Source organism: Ensifer sp. SSB1 (genome assembly GCF_016652895.1).
GTDB lineage: Bacteria > Pseudomonadota > Alphaproteobacteria > Rhizobiales > Rhizobiaceae > Ensifer.
The window spans coordinates 1-16,026 of record NZ_JAEPRP010000002.1; the positions used below are offsets into that span (position 1 = coordinate 1).

The window sequence follows — 16,026 nt, forward strand, 5'->3', positions numbered from 1 at the left end:
CACGCACCATTTCGGCCAGCGCCGCCTCATTTTCCGGAGCGCCGCGATGGCGCACGATGCATGATTGGTTTCCGACCCAGTTGCGCCAGTGTCCACCTGCCTGAAGCATTTTCCCCTCCCTCAAACCGCGGTGAAGCAATTGTCGACGAACAGATGCGTGCCGTTGATGAAGCTCGCCTCGTCGCTTGCCAGGAACAGCGCCGCATTCGCCACTTCCTTGGGGTCGCACATGCGGCCCTGCTGGGCGGCGATGGCCGCCTCCGAAACGTCGACCCCATATTTGCTAAGGCCGACAAGCTCGCGCTTGCCGTGGTCGGTGGCAATGAAACCCGGGCAGACGGCGTTGCAGCGGATGCCGCGATCGCGGAACTCGACGGCGATGGCGCGGGCGAACATGTGGCAGGCGCCCTTGGTCGTGTCGTAGAGCACTTCCATCGGCGTTGCCGCGACGGCCGAAATCGACGAGGTGCAGACGATGCTGCCGCCGCCGGCGGAAAGCATGCCCGGCAGCACTGCCTTGGTCATTAGGAACATGCTGCGCACGTTCACCGCCATCAGCCGGTCCCATTCGTCTTCCTCGACTTCGAGGAAGGGACCGACGGCGAGGATGCCGGCGTGGTTGAAGAGCACGGTGATTGGGCCGAACGCCGTCTCGACCGCCTTGACGGCTGATGTCACCTCTGCGGATACCGAGACGTCGGCGGGCGCGAAGATCGCTTCGCCGCCATTGGCGCGGATCGATGCCGCGACCTCTTCACCCTTGCTGCGCGGCAGGTCGACGATAGCGACCTTTGCGCCTTCGCGCGCGAAGAGTTCTGATGCGGCCAGGCCGCACCCGCCTGCGCCACCGCTGATCAGCGCCACCTTGTCTGAAAGCCTGCCTGCCATTGCGTCCTCCTCATCGGTGTTCGTCGCAACGCTCGCCAAGGCGATCCGTTTCGCGGCGACCTGTTGCTCTCTCCCGGGGGAATTATTGTTGACGAAGCAGGGGCTGTCGATATCCCATGGGGGATACGAGGAGTGGGGGGATGAAACCGGAATGCTGGCAAGGGAATCCGCCGATATCTCGGCGATGATCGGTCTGATCGGTACTGAGGATTTCGGCCAGGCGCTCGACCGGATGCTGCGATCGGTCACCAGTTTCGATCTCTCCGTCGCCTTCGCCTATCCCTATGATTCACGGCCGATCGTGCTGCACGACGGCTACACGGCGAAGGTATCGGCGAGCGCGCTCTCCGCCTATCTCGGCGGCGCCTATCTGCTCGATCCCTTCTATGTCGCCTGTTGCGCCGGACAGCCCGCCGGCCTCTGGCGCATGCGCGAGCTGGCACCGGACCGGTTCTTCCAGTCCGACTTCTCGTCGTCCGCCGAGGTTCATCCTTGCGTCTCGATGGAAACGGGCGTCCTGGTGGAGGAGGTCGGCTTCGTCATACCGCTCGACGGAGGCCTGCAGGCGACCTACTCGCTGATGCGAGGTCGCGGCGGTGAGCCCTTCAGCGCGACCGAACTCGAGCGGCTGCGTGTCTATGAGCCGATCGTGCGTGAGGCGGTCCGCTCGAATTGGCGCCAGCAGGGCCAGAGCTTTGCACCGCCGCCCTCCGAAGAGGGCGACGATGCGATGGAAGCAGCGTTCGACAGCCTTTGTTCGGACCGGCTGACCAAGCAGCAGCGCAACATCGTACGCCTGATCCTCAGGGGACACAGCAACCTTTCGATCGGCAAGGTGATGAACATTGCCGAGGGAACGGTCCGGATCCATCGCAAGAACATCTACCGCCGGCTCGGCATTTCAAGCCAGGGTGCGCTGTTCCGGATTTTCATAGATCATTTGAACGGTCGTCAGCTCTACTGACGCAGGCACTGCGCGTCCGGCGGACGCGCGCCGTTGCTACTTTCAGGCGGCGTGGGAGGTCGCGTCGTCGTCGAGCAGCGTGTAGATCGCGCTGGCGGAATCGCTCGAACGGATCTTGGCGACCATGTCCTGGTCGCGCAGCACGCGGGCGATACGCGACAGGGCCTTGAGGTGATCGGCGCCGGCACCCTCCGGGGCGAGCAGCAGGAAGACGAGATCGACCGGCTGGTCGTCGAGCGCTTCGAAATCGACAGGCGTATCCAGTCGCGCGAAGATGCCGATGATCGAGGGAAGATTGTTGAGCTTGCCGTGCGGGATGGCGATGCCATTGCCGACGCCGGTGGAGCCAAGACGCTCCCGCTGCAGGATCACGTCGAAGATTTCACGCTCGGGAAGCCCGGTGATCTTTGATGCTTTTGCCGCCAATTCCTGAAGGAGTTGCTTTTTCGAGTTGGCCCTCATGGCCGGGATGATCGCATTTTGATGCAGTAGACCTGCCAATGCCATTCTTTTGTCCTCGTTCGCCGGTTAGAGCCCGACAACATCATCACAAATGCGTCGCAATGGCTCTAACCATCTTTGTCATGGCGGGTTCCATGCACAGAAAAGTCACATTTTTCCGGCCTGCCCGCTGATTATGGGCAAGAGGAGCACTGGCGCGCCAGCGCTCCTCTATCCGCTCATGCTTTGATATTGGCAGCGTCGATCCAGCCAATATTTCCATCGTTGCGTCTGTAGACGATATTCAGATCGTCCTTGCCGGGGCTACGGAACATCAGGACAGGTTCGTCGGTCATGTCGAGTGCCATCACGGCACTGGCGACAGACATCGTCCTCAATTGTTTCGTGCTTTCGGCGACGATCGTCGGTGCATAATCCTCGGGGACTTCGTCGTCCTCGAAGGGCACCGAATCCATCACTGTGTAGGCGACCTCGGCAGCGCTCTGCCCGTTGCCGTTATGGTGATCCTTCAGCTTGCGCTTGTAGCGACGCAGACGCTTTTCGATGCGATCCGACGCCGCGTCAAACGCAGCTTGAGGGTCGTTCGCTTGACCGTTCGCCTGCATAACCACGCCCGTATCGAGATGAAGCTTGCAGTCGGCGCTGAAGCGCGACCCGGATTTTTCCACAGTGACCTGGCTTGAATATCCTCCGTCGAAATATTTGGTTACGGCCTGCTCGATCTGCTCGCCGATGCGGGCTCGGAACGAATCGCCGATTTCCATCTGTTTACCGGATACACGCACACTCATGGAGTTTCCTCTCTCGTTCGTGATTTGCGCAGCCAGTCTATTCCAAGCGGTCCCGTCATCCAAGCCTTTCAGACTTGCGGGCGCGCCTTGTCGCAGCCACCGGTCGTACCGGTTCGCTTCCGGGGCGAGCATCTCCCCGGCAATTGCGGCGGGCTCATATCGCCTGTGTCGGAGAGAGTCAATTGGAGGTCGCAAAAAAGTTAATGCAGCTTAACTTATGGTGCTCAGAAACCGGCGGCCTTCGCCAGCGCCCGCTTCTCCCGTCGCCGCTGCACGGAAGAGGGAATGTTCATCGCTTCCCGGTATTTGGCCACGGTACGGCGGGCAATGTCGATGCCGACCTTCTTGAGGTTTTCGACGATATCGTCGTCGGAAAGCACAGCTTCGGCGCTCTCCTCCTGGATCAGCGCGCGGATGCGGTGGCGCACGGCTTCCGCCGAATGGCTGTCGCCACCTTCGGCCGAGCCGATCGAGACTGTGAAGAAATACTTGAGCTCGAACAGCCCCCGCGGCGTCAACATGTACTTGTTCGAGGTGACACGGCTGACGGTCGATTCATGCATCTTGATCGCATCGGCAACGGTCTTGAGGTTCAGCGGCCTGAGGTGGCCGATGCCGTTGGCGAGGAAGGCGTCCTGCTGGCGAACGATCTCCGTCGCAACCTTCATGATCGTCCGGGCGCGCTGGTCGAGGCTGCGTGTCAGCCAGTTGGCGTTCTGCAGGCACTCGTTGAGGAAGGCCTGGTCGGCGCTGTTTTTCTGCGTGCCGCGCGAGACCGTCGCGTAATAATCCTGGTTGACCAGCACCCGGGGCAGGGCGTCCGGATTGAGCTCGATCATCCATGAGCCGTCGGGCGCGGCACGCACGACGATGTCGGGCACGATTGCCTCGCTGACGCTGGTCTCGAAGCTGGTACCGGGCTTCGGATCGAGCTTGCGGATTTCCGCCAGCATGTCGATCAGGTCTTCCTCGTCGACGCCGCAGATCTTCTTGAGCGTCGCAAAATCGCGCCGTGCCAGCAGTTCGAGATTGGCAAGCAGGGCCTCCATCGCCGGGTCGAGGCGGTCTCGGGCACGCAACTGGATTGCAAGACATTCGCCAAGCGAACGTGCGAACACGCCGGGCGGATCGAACTGCTGCAGCGTCAGCAGGACCCGCACGACCGCCGCATGGTCAGCGCCCAGCCGTTCGGCGACTTCGCCGAGATCGGCCTGGAGATAGCCGGCATCGTCGAGCTGATCGATGAGGTGCTGCGCGATCAGCCGATCGGAAGGGTCGGATAGTGCAAATGGCAATTGCTCCGTGAGTGTCTCGCGCAGGCTCTTGCGGCCGGCAACGAAGTCGTCGAGGTCGTAGTCCTCGCCTTCGCCGCCCCCCGGCATCGACTTCCACTGGCCGAGCAGTTCCGGCGCATCGGCGCGCTGCGGCGCCGTGTCGTCCTGGAAGACATTGGCGAAATCGGCGTCGAGCTGTTCGCCGAGCCGCTCGCCGCTCGGCGATGTCGCGCTGTCGTAGAGATCGGCTTGTGCGCCGAAGTCGTCGCCCGCAGACTCGTCTCCGGCCGTGCCTTCGCTTCGCTCGGGCGTGCCTGGCAGATCGTCATTCGCCTGAAATTCGAGCAGCGGGTTCTTTTCGACTTCCTGGGCGATGAATTGGTTGAGCTCAAGATGAGTCATCTGCAGCAGCTGGATCGACTGCATGAGCTGTGGCGTCATCACCAGGGACTGGGACTGGCGCAGATGAAGGCTGGCGGACAGTGCCATGCTGACGCGAAACTCCCGAGAAATCTCTTGGGCCGCGGTGCGTCTCCGTTTGCCGGGGCGGGCCCTTATCAATTGGCCCAAAAATTGCTTATCGAGAAGGTTTGGTCAAGCGTGGTCGCGGGCGGAATCGCCCGCGAAGCGGCCTCAGAGGCTGAAATTGTCGCCGAGATAGAGCCGGCGCACGTCAGGATTGGTGACGATGTCGTTGGCGCGACCATGGGTCAGCACTTCACCGGCATGGATGATATAGGCGCGATCGATGAGGCCGAGCGTCTCGCGGACGTTGTGGTCGGTGATCAAAACGCCGATGCCGCGCGAGGTCAGGTGACGGACAAGTGCCTGGATATCGGCGACCGAGATGGGATCGACGCCCGCAAAGGGTTCGTCGAGCAGCATGAAGGTCGGATCGGTCGCAAGCGCGCGGGCGATTTCGAGACGCCGCCGCTCGCCACCCGAAAGCGCGATTGCCGGGGACTTGCGCAGGTGCGTGATGTTGAACTCGCCGAGCAGGTCGTTGAGCTTGCTCTCGCGTCGCTCTAGGTTCTTGTCATGGACCTCGAGCACGGCGCGGATGTTTTCCTCCACCGTCAGTCCGCGAAAGATCGACGCTTCCTGTGGCAGGTAGCCGACGCCAAGACGGGCACGCCGGTACATCGGCATGGTCGTGACATCGTTGCCGTTGATTTCGATCGAGCCTTCGTCGACCGGCACGAGGCCGGTGATCATGTAGAAACAGGTGGTCTTGCCGGCGCCGTTCGGTCCGAGGAGGCCCACGGCCTCGCCGCGCCGCACCACGAGTGAAACGCCGTTGACGACGCGGCGCTCACGATAGGCCTTCGTCAGACCGCGCGCGATCAGCGTGCCGTCATAACGCGCCTTGTCGACCGCGTGTCCGGAAACGGCCGCGACGGTCGCCGACGGCTTGCGGACCCGTTTGCGTTTGTGAAGGAAGGGAAAGTGCACGAGCGGTCTACGTCAGTTTGGCTTGCGGGACTTCGGGTCGAGCTGGATCTGCACGCGGCCGCCACAGGCTTCGAGCTGGGCCTCACCGGTCTCCATCTGGACGTTGAGCTGGCAGCCGACGAAGACGTTTTTGCCTTCCGACAGCACCACCTTGTCGCCCTTCAGCACGAAGATCTGCTTCGTCATGTCGAAGGAGCCGGTGTCCGCCGTTGCCTGTTGCGTGCCCGAGCTCAGGAAAACCTTCTCGCTGACCTCGATGCGGTCGATGTCGGCGTCGCCGCTCGAAACCGAGCCACCGCCGGACTTGTAGAAGACCACCATGTTGCCGGCCTGGAGCGTCGTCGTGCCCTGCACGACCTTGACGTTGCCGGTAAAGATCGCCTTGCTCTCCGGATCCTTGATTTCGAGCTTGTCGCTCTCGATCTGGATCGGTTTGTCGTTGGAGAGTTCAAGGCCCTTCATCTTGCTTGATGTGGCCTGCGCAAAAGCGCCGGAGGCAATGATCAAAGCGCCGGCGCCAGCAATCGCCAGGCTGGCGGAAATTTTGAATAAAGAGGCGGTTGTGACCGACATGGGGTGCACCGGGTCCTATTTCGCGTTCTTGCGGATGGCGGTGGGCTCGACGTTCACCCTCACCATGCCCTCAAATATTACAATACGTCCCTTATCTGTCATTCGCAGCGTCTGCGCAATGATCGAACCGCCCTTTATGCTGATCGCAACGGGTCGCTTCGTTTCCATCTCGCCGGCATTGATGTCCAGATAGGCCGACTGGAAGTCGGCGTTGAGGCCATTATTGACGGAAATGGTGAACGGGGCGTTCATGTCGAGCGTATTGGCGCCGCGGTCGTAGATGCCGTTGGTGGCGTCCACGGTTGCGACCATCGAATCCTTCATCGGCATTTCCGCATGGATCGTCTGCAGCGTGATGATGTCCGGGTTGGCGATATCCTGGAGCGCCCGCTGGGCCTTCATGGAGTAGCTGATGCCCTGCTTGTTTCTGCCGGAGATGGCCGGATTCTGCATGACGATCTTGCCGTCCTCGATCGTTGCCGATTCGAGTTGCAGGTCCACGGGCATGAAGGCCCTGACAAACGACACGGCTGCAAAGATCACGGCAATGATGCCGGCGGCTACAGGCAGAATGACTTTCAGCCGCCGGACGCGCACGGAATGCCTCGCGGCGAGCGCATAAGCGTCGGCGGAGCTCTCACCCGTATCGGCAAAAATGCCCGGGGCTGGCGCGTGGTTCAACATGAAAGGGCCTGTCGGTTTACTGCTTTTATCGCCGACCCTGTCGAAGGGTCATATACATACACTGGTGTAAGTCGTCGCAAATATGGATATTTTTTGCTGCTGCACAATGCTGCTGCAAAAAAACTCGGGTGAAACACGAAAACGCCAGCCGCGGCTTTCAACCGTGGCCAAGCGCGTTTATGGAATATGCCTCTGCGCGCGCAGATAGCACGTTCCCGCGGAAACTGACAGAAGCTGCGCCAACATTTCGGGAGAAACCCACATGGACGAACTCGCCATCGCCGACCGCCGCAGCCTTCGCCGGAAACTGAGCTTCTGGCGCTGGGTGGTGGCGGGGCTGCTTCTCGTTGCAGCGTTCGCGATCTTTGCCTGGTCGGGCGCTGCAGACGATGTCGGTCGCAGCCGTCAGCAGGTGGCGCGCGTCACCATCAGCGGTCTGATCCAGGATGACCGCGAGCTCCTGGAACGGCTCCAGACGATTGCCGATAACGACAGCGTCAAGGCGCTGGTCGTGACCATTTCTTCCCCGGGCGGCACCACCTACGGCGGCGAAGTGCTCTACAAGGCGATTCGCAAGGTTGCCGCCAAGAAGCCCGTCGTCTCCGACGTGCGCACGCTCGCCGCTTCGGCGGGCTACATGATTGCGCTCGCCGGCGACACGATCATCGCGGGCGAAAGCTCGATCACCGGCTCCATCGGCGTCATCTTCCAGTACCCGCAGATCAAGGACCTGATGGACAAGCTCGGCGTGTCGCTGGAATCGATCAAGTCGCGGCCGCTGAAGGCGGAGCCGTCACCTTTCCATCCGGCAAGCGACGAGGCGAAGGCGATGATCCAGGCGATGATCGACGACAGCTATGCCTGGTTTGTCGACCTGGTCGCCGAGCGCCGCAAGCTGCCGCGTCCCGAGGCGCTGCTGCTCGCCGACGGCCGCATTTTCACCGGCCGACAGGCGCTCAAAGCCAAGCTCGTCGATACGCTCGGCGGCGAGGACGAAATTCGTGCCTTCCTCACGGAGAAAAAGGTATCGAAGGACCTGCCGATCGTCGACTGGGAAGCGCCGCGAAAGACCCTGCCTTTTGGCCTCGGCGCGCTCGCCGCCAACTGGATCAAGATGTTGGGATATGACGCTTTTCCGGCAATGAGCGGTCTCGAAAAAATCGCGGGCGACAAGTTGTTTCTTGACGGTCTTGTTTCGGTTTGGCAGGTTGATGGCCAATGAGGAAGGCGACATATACCCAGCCTGAGCCGCCAGGAGATGCCGGCGTTCTTGCAAGCGTCGGCGACACACTGTCGGCAATCACAATGCAGACCGAAAAAGCAAAACAAACAAGAATTTTAGGGGGCGACAGTGATCAAGTCAGAACTGGTGCAGATTGTTGCAGCTCGCAATCCGCATCTCTATCACCGCGATGTCGAAAACATCGTCAATGCGGTACTCGATGAGATCACAGATGCGCTCGCGGCAGGTAACCGGGTCGAACTGCGCGGCTTCGGTGCCTTTTCCGTCAAGAATCGGCCGTCGCGCTCCGGGCGCAACCCGCGCACCGGCGATTCCGTTTTCGTCGAAGAAAAATGGGTACCGTTCTTCAAGACCGGCAAGGAATTGCGCGAGCGCCTTAATCCCGGCATGAATGGCGACGACGAAGACTGATCATCTTTCTCGGTCTCAGCGGTCCGGCGCAATCGATGCCCGTTGTCCCCCGTGGCCACCGGAAACCATGCGGCCGCCCGCAAGATGGAGCGATTGAATGTTCAAGAAACTGATCAACATCGTTGTGCTCATTCCGGTTGGCGTGATCCTGATCGTTCTCAGTGTCGCCAACCGCCAGAGCGTGACGCTGGCGTTGAACCCCTTCCGTCCGGAAGACAGTGTGCTTTCCGTCAGCGCGCCCTTCTTCGTCTTCCTGTTCCTGGCCGTCATCGTCGGCGTGATCCTCGGCGCGGCAGCAACCTGGTTCAGTCAGGGAAAGCATCGTCGCCGCGCGCGCACCGAGGCCAACGAGGCCGTGAAATGGCACCGCGAAGCCGAGAAACATCGTAGCCAAGCTGAAAAGCTTGCCACCCAGGCGACGTTGGCCGCCCCTCAGAACTGACCGCTTGTTTGCTGCCGCGGAGCTGCGAGCCCTTCAGCTCGCCGCTTCCGCCTGCTCGCCACCAACAGCCGCGCCGAAGTCGGCAAAGAACTGTTGCGCCAGCTTCTTCGCGGTCGAATCGATGAGGCGCGAACCGAGCTGGGCGAGTTTGCCGCCGATCTCCGCCTTGACGTCGTAGCGCAGTACCGTTTCCGCCCCATCCTCCATCAAGGTGACGTCGGCGCCACCCTTGGCGAAACCGGCGATCCCGCCCTTTCCTTCGCCCGAGATCGTATAGCCCTCCGGCGGATTGAGGTTGGAGAGTACGACATTGCCGCTGAAGGTAGCCGAGACCGGACCGATCTTGATCTTCACCACCGCCGCAAGCTCGGTCGGCGACGTCATTTCCAGCGACTGGCAGCCCGGGATGCACCGCTTTAGGACCTCCGGATCGTTGAGGCCGCGCCACACCGCGTCGCGCCCTGCCGAAATCCGCTCTTCGCCGGTCATATCCATGCATTGTCCTCCCCGTGCAGCGCCGCGCGTCGCTATCGGCGCGCAAAGGTCACTGCAACACATTAGGCCTGCTGCCGAGTTTTGTCCCTAAGCCGGTTCCGGCCCAGTGAAATTTGCGGCGGGTTCTCCCTCGCTGATCTTCGCAAAACGGAAACGGCTTTGCCAAGAGCATCAGCGATGCTATTTGCAGCTTCAATAGATGCCGCGGCTTGAGGCTGCGGCGACAAACCTCATGGCGTCCGCCCGCTCGCGCTCGATAGTGCGAAGGGCAGGCGGCACATGCTCTAACAAAGCCCAGGGATCTCAGCGTGAAGGAAAAGGACCGGCGGTCGAAGAATGCCTCCGTGACCACGGCCAAGGGCCGCGGCGCCGAGGCGCGTGGCGGCGGTCGCCACGGAGAGAAGCGTCCGGCGGCGCCAAAGGGCGGCGGCTTCAAGGAACGGCCGGCGCGCCCACAGGCAGCGCAGGTCGCCGAAACGCGCGACCGGCCCGTCAAGCAGGCCGCGACCCAGGAAACGCCGGCGCGGGTGATTGCCCGGCGGACCGGCGAAAAGCCGGCCGAGCGCATACCGCTCATCCTCGAAACGTCGGACGCTGCCGGCTACCATCTCATCGACAGCGGCGCCGGCGAGAAGCTTGAGCAGTATGGCCCCTATCGCATCGTGCGACCCGAGGCGCAGGCGCTCTGGCCGCGCAGCCTGCCCGACAGCGTCTGGGAAAAGGCCGACGCGATCTTTACCGGCGACACCGACGAGGACGGCATGGGCCGCTGGCGCTTTCCCGGCGCCGTGCTCGGCGAAACCTGGCCGATGCAGCTTCTCGGCACCGATTTCCACGGTCGCTTCACCTCGTTTCGCCATGTCGGCGTCTTCCCCGAGCAGCTCGCACACTGGAGTTGGGTCAAGGACCAGGTGGAAAGAGCAGGGCGACCGCTCAAGGTCCTGAACCTGTTTGGCTACACCGGCGTCGCCTCGCTGATTGCCGCCAAGGCTGGCGCAGAAGTCACCCACGTCGATGCCTCGAAGAAGGCGATTGGCTGGGCGCGCGAGAACCAGCAGCTGGCGCGCGCCGAAAATCTGCCGATCCGTTGGATCTGCGACGATGCGATGAAGTTCATCCAGCGCGAAGAGCGCCGCGGCAGCCGCTACGACATCATCCTGACCGACCCGCCGAAGTTTGGCCGTGGGCCGAATGGCGAAGTCTGGCAGCTCTTCGACCACCTGGCGGCGATGCTCGACATCTGCCGCGAGATCCTGTCGCCGGAGGCGCGCGGCCTGGTGCTGACCGCCTATTCGATCCGGGCGAGCTTCTATTCGATCCATGAACTAATGCGCGAGACGATGCGCGGCCGCGGCGGCCGGGTGGAGTCGGGCGAACTCATCATCCGCGAGGGCGGGCTTGACGGCCGGGAGCCGGGCAGGGCGCTTTCGACCTCACTCTTCAGCCGCTGGGTACCGCAATGACGAACGACAGAAGCGAGCACGGCACCGGTCGTGTCGGTCAGGTGAAGGAGGTCACGAGCCTCACCAACCCGATCATCAAGGACATCCGCGCGCTGGCACAGAAGAAGCATCGCGACGAGACGCGCTCCTTCATGGCCGAGGGCTTGAAGCTGGTGATCGACGCGCTCGATCTTGGCTGGAAGATCAAGACGCTGATCTATGCCAAGGCGGCCAAGGGCAAGCCGCATGTCGAGCAGGTGGCGGCAAAGACCTTCGCCAAGGGCGGGCTGGTGCTGGAAGTCAGCGAGAAGGTGCTGTCGACGATCACCCGGCGCGACAATCCGCAGATGGTGGTCGGCATCTTCGAGCAGCGCTACCAGGCGCTGAAGGATCTGAAGCCGCAGCTGGGCGAAACCTACGTGGCGTTGGATCGGGTACGCGACCCCGGCAACCTCGGCACCATCATCCGCACGGCCGATGCTGCCGGCGCCTCCGGCATCATTCTCGTCGGCGAGACCACCGATCCGTTTTCGCTCGAAACCGTGCGCGCCACCATGGGCTCGGTCTTTGCGATGCCGGTGGCACGCGCCAGCGCCGAGGATTTCATCCGCTGGCAGAAATCCGCCGGCGTGAAGGTGGTTGCCACCCATCTTGCCGGTGCCGTCGACTACCGCACCATCGACTACAAGTCGAAGCCGGTGGTGATCCTGATGGGCAACGAGCAGGCCGGTCTGCCGGAAGAACTTGCCCGTGAGGCAGGCGCGCTCGCGCGCATCCCGCAGGCCGGACGCGCCGATTCGCTCAACCTTGCGATCGCCACCGGCATCATGCTGTTCGAGGCACGCCGTCACCTGCTGACGCTGGACGCCCGCGCATGAGCGAGAGACAGGTCCTGTTTTCCCGACCGCTACCGATCGCGGTCTTCATCCTTCTCGCGCTTATCGCCGACCAGATGATCAAGTATCTGGTCGAGCTCTACCTGCCCTTCAATCAGGCGGTCCACGTCGTGCCGATGCTGGCGCTCTACCGCACCTACAACTACGGCGTCGCCTTCTCGATGCTGTCGGGCATGGAAGGCTGGTTCATCGTCGGCATGCGGCTCACCGTCGTCGCCTTCGTTCTCTGGCTCTGGAAGCGCACGCCTAAGGACCGCTTCTTCGCCCATCTCGGCTATGCGCTGATCATCGCGGGCGCGCTCGGCAATCTCGTCGACCGGCTGATCTTCGGCTACGTGATCGACTACATCCTTTTCTATACGGAAACATGGTCCTTCGCCGTCTTCAATCTGGCCGATACCTTCATCACCATCGGCGCCGGCGCGATCATCCTTGACGAGCTGCTGCACGCGAAAAAGGCAGATCGGTAAGATTTTACCGGTCCATTGAAGCCATTCGGAACGCTTGTCGTGTTAGCCGGATCGCATGAGCGAACCGTCACGATTGCTGGAGCGGATCGAATCCGGCTTCCGGACAGGAAACCGGACCGGTGACGCGCAGCCGGTGTCTCCGCCCGCCGTGGAGGCACCGCCTCCAGCCCGCGAGCAGGAAGCCCCCGTCAATGGCAAGCGCCGTGCGATCAACCAGGCGTCGCTGGCGCTGCTCGGCCTGGTCGCCTCCGGTCTCATTCTCGTCATCGGCATGAACGCCGGCTTCTACCTGTTTTCCGCCGCGATCGCGGCGGCAGGCTCCGTCGGCGTGCTTCTGCTCGTTGTCGAAGCCATGCGGTCGTTCGATGGCAGGCAGGCCCGCGACGAAGCGGACCGGGATCGCGATTGGCATCGCTCTGAGACGTCCGCGCTGCTCTCGACCATTCACGATGCGCTGGGCGACCTTGCGATCATGCGTGGCATGGACGGAAAGATCGTTCATGCCAATGCGGTCTTCCATCAGGTCTGCGGCCACCATGATGTCCGCGGTCTCAATTGCGCGGCGCTCGGCCTGAGTTTCGAGCCGAAGGCCGCACCCAATCACTATCTGGTCCGGATGGCCGCATCGGACGGTGTGCGCCTTTACGATTGGCATGACGTGATCGCCCGCGATCCGGCCAGCGGCAAGCTCATGCGCCACAGCATCGCCCGCGACGTCACCGAGGAGGCGAAGGCCGCACGCGAGCGCGAAGCGGCACGCCGGCGGGCGGAGGAGGCAAGTCAGGCGAAGTCGAGGCTTCTCGCCACCGTCAGCCATGAAATCCGCACCCCGCTTTCCGGCATTCTCGGCATGAGCCACCTGCTCGGCCAGACCCGGCTGTCGAGCGAGCAGAAAAACTACCTCGCCGGCATGCAGCAGTCCGGCCATGCGCTGGTCCAGCTCGTCGAGGATCTGATCGATTTCTCGTCGCTTTCGGCCGGTCGCTTCCAGTTTCGCCCGACCCGGCAGGATCCGCGCGGCGTCATCGAGAGCGTGGTGGAGATGCTCTCCAACCGGGCGCATGAAAAAGGCATCGAGATCGGCGCCACGGTCGCCGTCGATGTGCCCGCCGAAATGGCCTTCGATGCGGCGCGCCTGCGCCAGGTGCTTTTCAACGTCATCGGCAATGCGGTGAAATTCACCGAGGTCGGCGGCGTCTTTGTCAGCGCCGATACGGTCGACGAATGCGTGCGAATCCGGATTGACGACACTGGCCCGGGCATGTCGCCCGAGGATCTGAAGCGCATCTTCGAGGAGTTCGAGCAGGCTGGAAACGACGAACAGCGGGCCAAGGGCACAGGCCTCGGCCTCGCCATCTCCCGCCGGATCATGCAGGCCTGTGGCGGCAGCCTCACGGCGGCCAGCGCGCCGGGACGCGGCAGCCGTTTCGAAATTCGCCTGCCCTTTGCCGAGATCGAAGCGGTCGCAGCGGAGCGTCGGTCCTGCCTTGCCGGATCGCATGTCCTGGTCATGGCGCCGGACGGTCCGGCCTCCGCGGCGCTCGCCGCGACGATCGCCACCCTCGGCGGACGGTGCCATCGCGCCACCACGCTTGCCGCGGCCCAGCATGTCCTTGCGGACGTGCTCGCCGGCGGCGCAGCCCTGACCGACGTGATCGTGGACCACCGTCATGCCCAGCAGTACAAGCAGCTGCTTTCGTTGCAGCCGGCAATCGCGCGGCTGGAGGTGCGCCGCACCTACCTGATCAATCCCGAAGAGCGCAACAGCCATCCCGTCAACCAGATGGACGGCTACGAGGCCTGGCTGATCCGGCCGCTGCGCGAAAAGTCCCTGGTCGAGGTGCTGCTTGGCCGCCTGAAAGGCATCGAGAAGCGCGACGCGATCAACGACAACCGGCCCGTTCTGCGCGAGGAGCCGGCGCCCACGCCCGTTCGAAGCAAGGCTGATGGGATCCTTCTCGCCGAAGACGATCCGGTCAACGCGCTGATCGTGCGAACCGTGCTCCAGCGCTCGGGATATTCGGTCCGCGTTGTTGGCGATTTCGGCGCTGTCGCCGAAGCCCTGAACGCGCCCGGCGAGCGTGCGCTGCCGGAGCTGTTGGTGACCGATCTCAACATGCCGGGTGGCGACGGCCTTTCGCTGCTGCAGCGCCTGCGCGCCGATGAGAACGCGCGATCCGTGCCGCGGCTGCCCGTTATCGTCCTGACGTCGGATGTCCGTGTCGATATGCGCGAGAGGCTGACGGATGCCGGCGCGGACGCCGTGTTGTCGAAGCCCGCGGACCCGCAGCTTCTGACGTCGGAGATCGCCCGCCTGCTGCGCAAACGGTAACTTCTACAGCGGTTACGGTAACCATCGGAGCGTGGGGGTTGTATGCCGCTTTCATGTCACTATGTTGTTGCAGAAACGTGGTCTAAGCCCGGCAGACAGAATTGATTCGGGATGACGCGGATGGCCATCGAGCTACTGGATTCGGCGAACGTGGTTGACACTTCTCAGGCTTGCATCGGCAAGAAGACCGCCGTCCCGACGACTGACGTTCTAGGCAGGATCGCCAATCTCGAGACGCGGCTGGCACGCACGGCATCGGAGATAGATGCCGCCCAGGCCGTACGCTACAAGGTTTTCGTCGAGGAGATGAAGGCGCAGGTCGGCGCCGAGGCCGATCGTCGCAAGCGCGACGTCGACAGCTGGGACGCGATCTGTGATCACCTCCTTGTTCTCGACACCTCGATCGAGGGAGATGCCGAGGATCAGATCGTCGGCACCTATCGCCTGCTGCGCCAGGACGTGGCCGAACGTGCGGGCGGTTTCTACTCGGCTTCCGAATTTGCCATCGACCAGCTCCTCGCGCGCCATCCGACCAAACGCTTCATGGAGCTCGGCCGCTCCTGCGTGCTGCCGGACTACCGCACCAAGCGGACGGTGGAGCTGCTTTGGCAGGGAAACTGGGCCTACGCCCTGAAATACGGCATGGACGCCATGTTCGGTTGCGGCTCGTTCCCCGGTGTCGTTCCGGCGGAGCACGCACTGGCGCTTTCCTTCCTGCACCACAACATCCGCGCCCGAGACGAATGGGCCGTGAGCGCACGTCCGGAGCTGCATCGGACCATGGATCTGATGCCGGCCGAAGCGATCAATGCGAAAAAGGCACTCACCGCCCTGCCGCCGCTGATCAAGGGTTACATGCGCCTGGGCGCCATGGTTGGCGACGGCGCCGTGGTCGATCATGCGTTCCACACGACCGATGTTTTGATCGTGCTGCCGATCAGCAATATCTCCGGCCGCTACCTCAATTACTACGGCGCAGACGCCGGCCGGTTCGCTACCTCCGTCTCCTGACGGGCGCCTGACAGGATTAACCAAATATTAATGACGAGTTTGACTTTCGTGCCTGAAAGAGAGACTTGTATTGTCAAGTTCTTCTCTGATTTCATGACGAGAGAATAAGAAAATAACGGAGGAATGGCCGATCAATTCCGGAGGTCGGCCGGCATGAAATTCCAAATCCTCCGTCTTTTATCACCTGAAACGTAGT

17 protein-coding genes are annotated in these 16,026 nt (G+C 62.4%); 9 read left to right on the forward strand and 8 right to left on the reverse strand.

Annotated elements, in window-relative coordinates; all coding sequences use genetic code 11:
• Positions 1-120: 120 nt before the first annotated feature.
• Positions 121-888, reverse strand: a complete 768-nt coding sequence (locus tag I8N66_RS00510) for an SDR family oxidoreductase (RefSeq protein WP_291148389.1) — start codon at positions 886-888, stop codon at positions 121-123.
• 151 nt (positions 889-1,039) lie between these two features.
• Between I8N66_RS00510 and I8N66_RS00515 the strand changes: the two genes are divergently transcribed.
• Positions 1,040-1,852 carry a helix-turn-helix transcriptional regulator gene (locus I8N66_RS00515; protein WP_113536642.1) on the forward strand — a complete coding sequence of 271 codons (813 nt, stop codon included), beginning with the start codon at positions 1,040-1,042 and terminating at the stop codon, positions 1,850-1,852.
• Positions 1,853-1,894: 42 nt separating this feature from the next.
• Here the strand turns inward: I8N66_RS00515 and ptsN are convergent, their stop codons facing one another.
• The 6 genes from ptsN to lptC all read right to left on the reverse strand — a co-directional run bounded on the left by ptsN (position 1,895) and on the right by lptC (position 7,088).
• On the reverse strand, positions 1,895-2,359 hold the full coding sequence (gene ptsN / locus I8N66_RS00520; RefSeq protein ID WP_043615607.1) for a PTS IIA-like nitrogen regulatory protein PtsN: 465 nt from the start codon (positions 2,357-2,359) through the stop codon (positions 1,895-1,897).
• Positions 2,360-2,532: 173 nt separating this feature from the next.
• Positions 2,533-3,105: a ribosome-associated translation inhibitor RaiA gene (gene raiA / locus I8N66_RS00525; RefSeq protein ID WP_113536641.1), complete on the reverse strand. Its 573-nt coding sequence runs from the start codon at positions 3,103-3,105 to the stop codon at positions 2,533-2,535.
• A gap of 224 nt (positions 3,106-3,329) precedes the next feature.
• Positions 3,330-4,868: an RNA polymerase factor sigma-54 gene (gene rpoN / locus I8N66_RS00530; RefSeq protein WP_291148402.1), complete on the reverse strand. Its 1,539-nt coding sequence runs from the start codon at positions 4,866-4,868 to the stop codon at positions 3,330-3,332.
• Between the two features lie 144 nt (positions 4,869-5,012).
• On the reverse strand, positions 5,013-5,831 hold the full coding sequence (gene lptB, locus I8N66_RS00535; protein ID WP_113536639.1) for an LPS export ABC transporter ATP-binding protein: 819 nt from the start codon (positions 5,829-5,831) through the stop codon (positions 5,013-5,015).
• A 12-nt stretch (positions 5,832-5,843) separates the two neighbouring features.
• Positions 5,844-6,404, reverse strand: a complete 561-nt coding sequence (locus I8N66_RS00540; protein ID WP_113536638.1) for an LptA/OstA family protein — start codon at positions 6,402-6,404, stop codon at positions 5,844-5,846.
• Between the two features lie 15 nt (positions 6,405-6,419).
• The gene (gene lptC, locus I8N66_RS00545) at positions 6,420-7,088 is read right to left on the reverse strand and encodes an LPS export ABC transporter periplasmic protein LptC (RefSeq protein ID WP_291148405.1); all 669 of its coding nucleotides are present in this window, start codon (positions 7,086-7,088) and stop codon (positions 6,420-6,422) included.
• A gap of 262 nt (positions 7,089-7,350) precedes the next feature.
• Between lptC and sppA the strand changes: the two genes are divergently transcribed.
• The 3 genes from sppA (at position 7,351) to I8N66_RS00560 (ending at position 9,184) form a co-directional block, all read left to right on the forward strand.
• Positions 7,351-8,310, forward strand: a complete 960-nt coding sequence (gene sppA / locus I8N66_RS00550) for a signal peptide peptidase SppA (protein ID WP_291148407.1) — start codon at positions 7,351-7,353, stop codon at positions 8,308-8,310.
• Between the two features lie 129 nt (positions 8,311-8,439).
• A complete protein-coding gene (locus tag I8N66_RS00555; RefSeq protein ID WP_025425688.1) occupies positions 8,440-8,742 on the forward strand; it encodes an integration host factor subunit beta in 303 nt (100 codons plus the stop codon).
• A 97-nt stretch (positions 8,743-8,839) separates the two neighbouring features.
• Positions 8,840-9,184, forward strand: coding sequence for a lipopolysaccharide assembly protein LapA domain-containing protein (locus I8N66_RS00560; RefSeq protein ID WP_113536635.1), 345 nt, complete (start codon positions 8,840-8,842; stop codon positions 9,182-9,184).
• 33 nt (positions 9,185-9,217) lie between these two features.
• Here the strand turns inward: I8N66_RS00560 and I8N66_RS00565 are convergent, their stop codons facing one another.
• Positions 9,218-9,679, reverse strand: a complete 462-nt coding sequence (locus tag I8N66_RS00565) for a carbon monoxide dehydrogenase subunit G (protein ID WP_113536634.1) — start codon at positions 9,677-9,679, stop codon at positions 9,218-9,220.
• Between the two features lie 308 nt (positions 9,680-9,987).
• Between I8N66_RS00565 and I8N66_RS00570 the strand changes: the two genes are divergently transcribed.
• From I8N66_RS00570 to I8N66_RS00590, 5 genes are all read left to right on the forward strand, one after another.
• The gene (locus I8N66_RS00570; protein ID WP_291148426.1) at positions 9,988-11,142 is read left to right on the forward strand and encodes a class I SAM-dependent rRNA methyltransferase; all 1,155 of its coding nucleotides are present in this window, start codon (positions 9,988-9,990) and stop codon (positions 11,140-11,142) included.
• The gene (locus tag I8N66_RS00575; protein WP_113536632.1) at positions 11,139-11,999 is read left to right on the forward strand and encodes an RNA methyltransferase; all 861 of its coding nucleotides are present in this window, start codon (positions 11,139-11,141) and stop codon (positions 11,997-11,999) included. The genes I8N66_RS00570 and I8N66_RS00575 overlap by 4 nt, the downstream gene beginning before the upstream one ends.
• A complete protein-coding gene (lspA, locus tag I8N66_RS00580) occupies positions 11,996-12,487 on the forward strand; it encodes a signal peptidase II (RefSeq protein ID WP_113536631.1) in 492 nt (163 codons plus the stop codon). Before I8N66_RS00575 ends, lspA begins: the two co-directional genes overlap by 4 nt.
• Positions 12,488-12,542: 55 nt before the next feature.
• Positions 12,543-14,819, forward strand: coding sequence for an ATP-binding protein (locus I8N66_RS00585; RefSeq protein WP_291148431.1), 2,277 nt, complete (start codon positions 12,543-12,545; stop codon positions 14,817-14,819).
• 120 nt (positions 14,820-14,939) lie between these two features.
• A complete protein-coding gene (locus I8N66_RS00590; RefSeq protein ID WP_113536629.1) occupies positions 14,940-15,830 on the forward strand; it encodes a GNAT family N-acetyltransferase in 891 nt (296 codons plus the stop codon).
• Positions 15,831-16,026: the final 196 nt, after the last annotated feature.

Bases quoted from the DNA above. Each gene is read 5' to 3' on its own strand.
- I8N66_RS00510 (WP_291148389.1), bottom strand. From the start codon at position 888: ATGGCAGGCAGGCTTTCAGACAAGGTGGCGCTGATCAGCGGTGGCGCA.
- I8N66_RS00515 (WP_113536642.1), top strand. From the start codon at position 1,040: ATGCTGGCAAGGGAATCCGCCGATATCTCGGCGATGATCGGTCTGATC.
- ptsN (WP_043615607.1), bottom strand. From the start codon at position 2,359: ATGGCATTGGCAGGTCTACTGCATCAAAATGCGATCATCCCGGCCATG.
- raiA (WP_113536641.1), bottom strand. From the start codon at position 3,105: ATGAGTGTGCGTGTATCCGGTAAACAGATGGAAATCGGCGATTCGTTC.
- rpoN (WP_291148402.1), bottom strand. From the start codon at position 4,868: ATGGCACTGTCCGCCAGCCTTCATCTGCGCCAGTCCCAGTCCCTGGTG.
- I8N66_RS00540 (WP_113536638.1), bottom strand. From the start codon at position 6,404: ATGTCGGTCACAACCGCCTCTTTATTCAAAATTTCCGCCAGCCTGGCG.
- lptC (WP_291148405.1), bottom strand. From the start codon at position 7,088: ATGTTGAACCACGCGCCAGCCCCGGGCATTTTTGCCGATACGGGTGAG.
- sppA (WP_291148407.1), top strand. From the start codon at position 7,351: ATGGACGAACTCGCCATCGCCGACCGCCGCAGCCTTCGCCGGAAACTG.
- I8N66_RS00560 (WP_113536635.1), top strand. From the start codon at position 8,840: ATGTTCAAGAAACTGATCAACATCGTTGTGCTCATTCCGGTTGGCGTG.
- I8N66_RS00565 (WP_113536634.1), bottom strand. From the start codon at position 9,679: ATGGATATGACCGGCGAAGAGCGGATTTCGGCAGGGCGCGACGCGGTG.
- I8N66_RS00575 (WP_113536632.1), top strand. From the start codon at position 11,139: ATGACGAACGACAGAAGCGAGCACGGCACCGGTCGTGTCGGTCAGGTG.
- lspA (WP_113536631.1), top strand. From the start codon at position 11,996: ATGAGCGAGAGACAGGTCCTGTTTTCCCGACCGCTACCGATCGCGGTC.
- I8N66_RS00585 (WP_291148431.1), top strand. From the start codon at position 12,543: ATGAGCGAACCGTCACGATTGCTGGAGCGGATCGAATCCGGCTTCCGG.
- I8N66_RS00590 (WP_113536629.1), top strand. From the start codon at position 14,940: ATGGCCATCGAGCTACTGGATTCGGCGAACGTGGTTGACACTTCTCAG.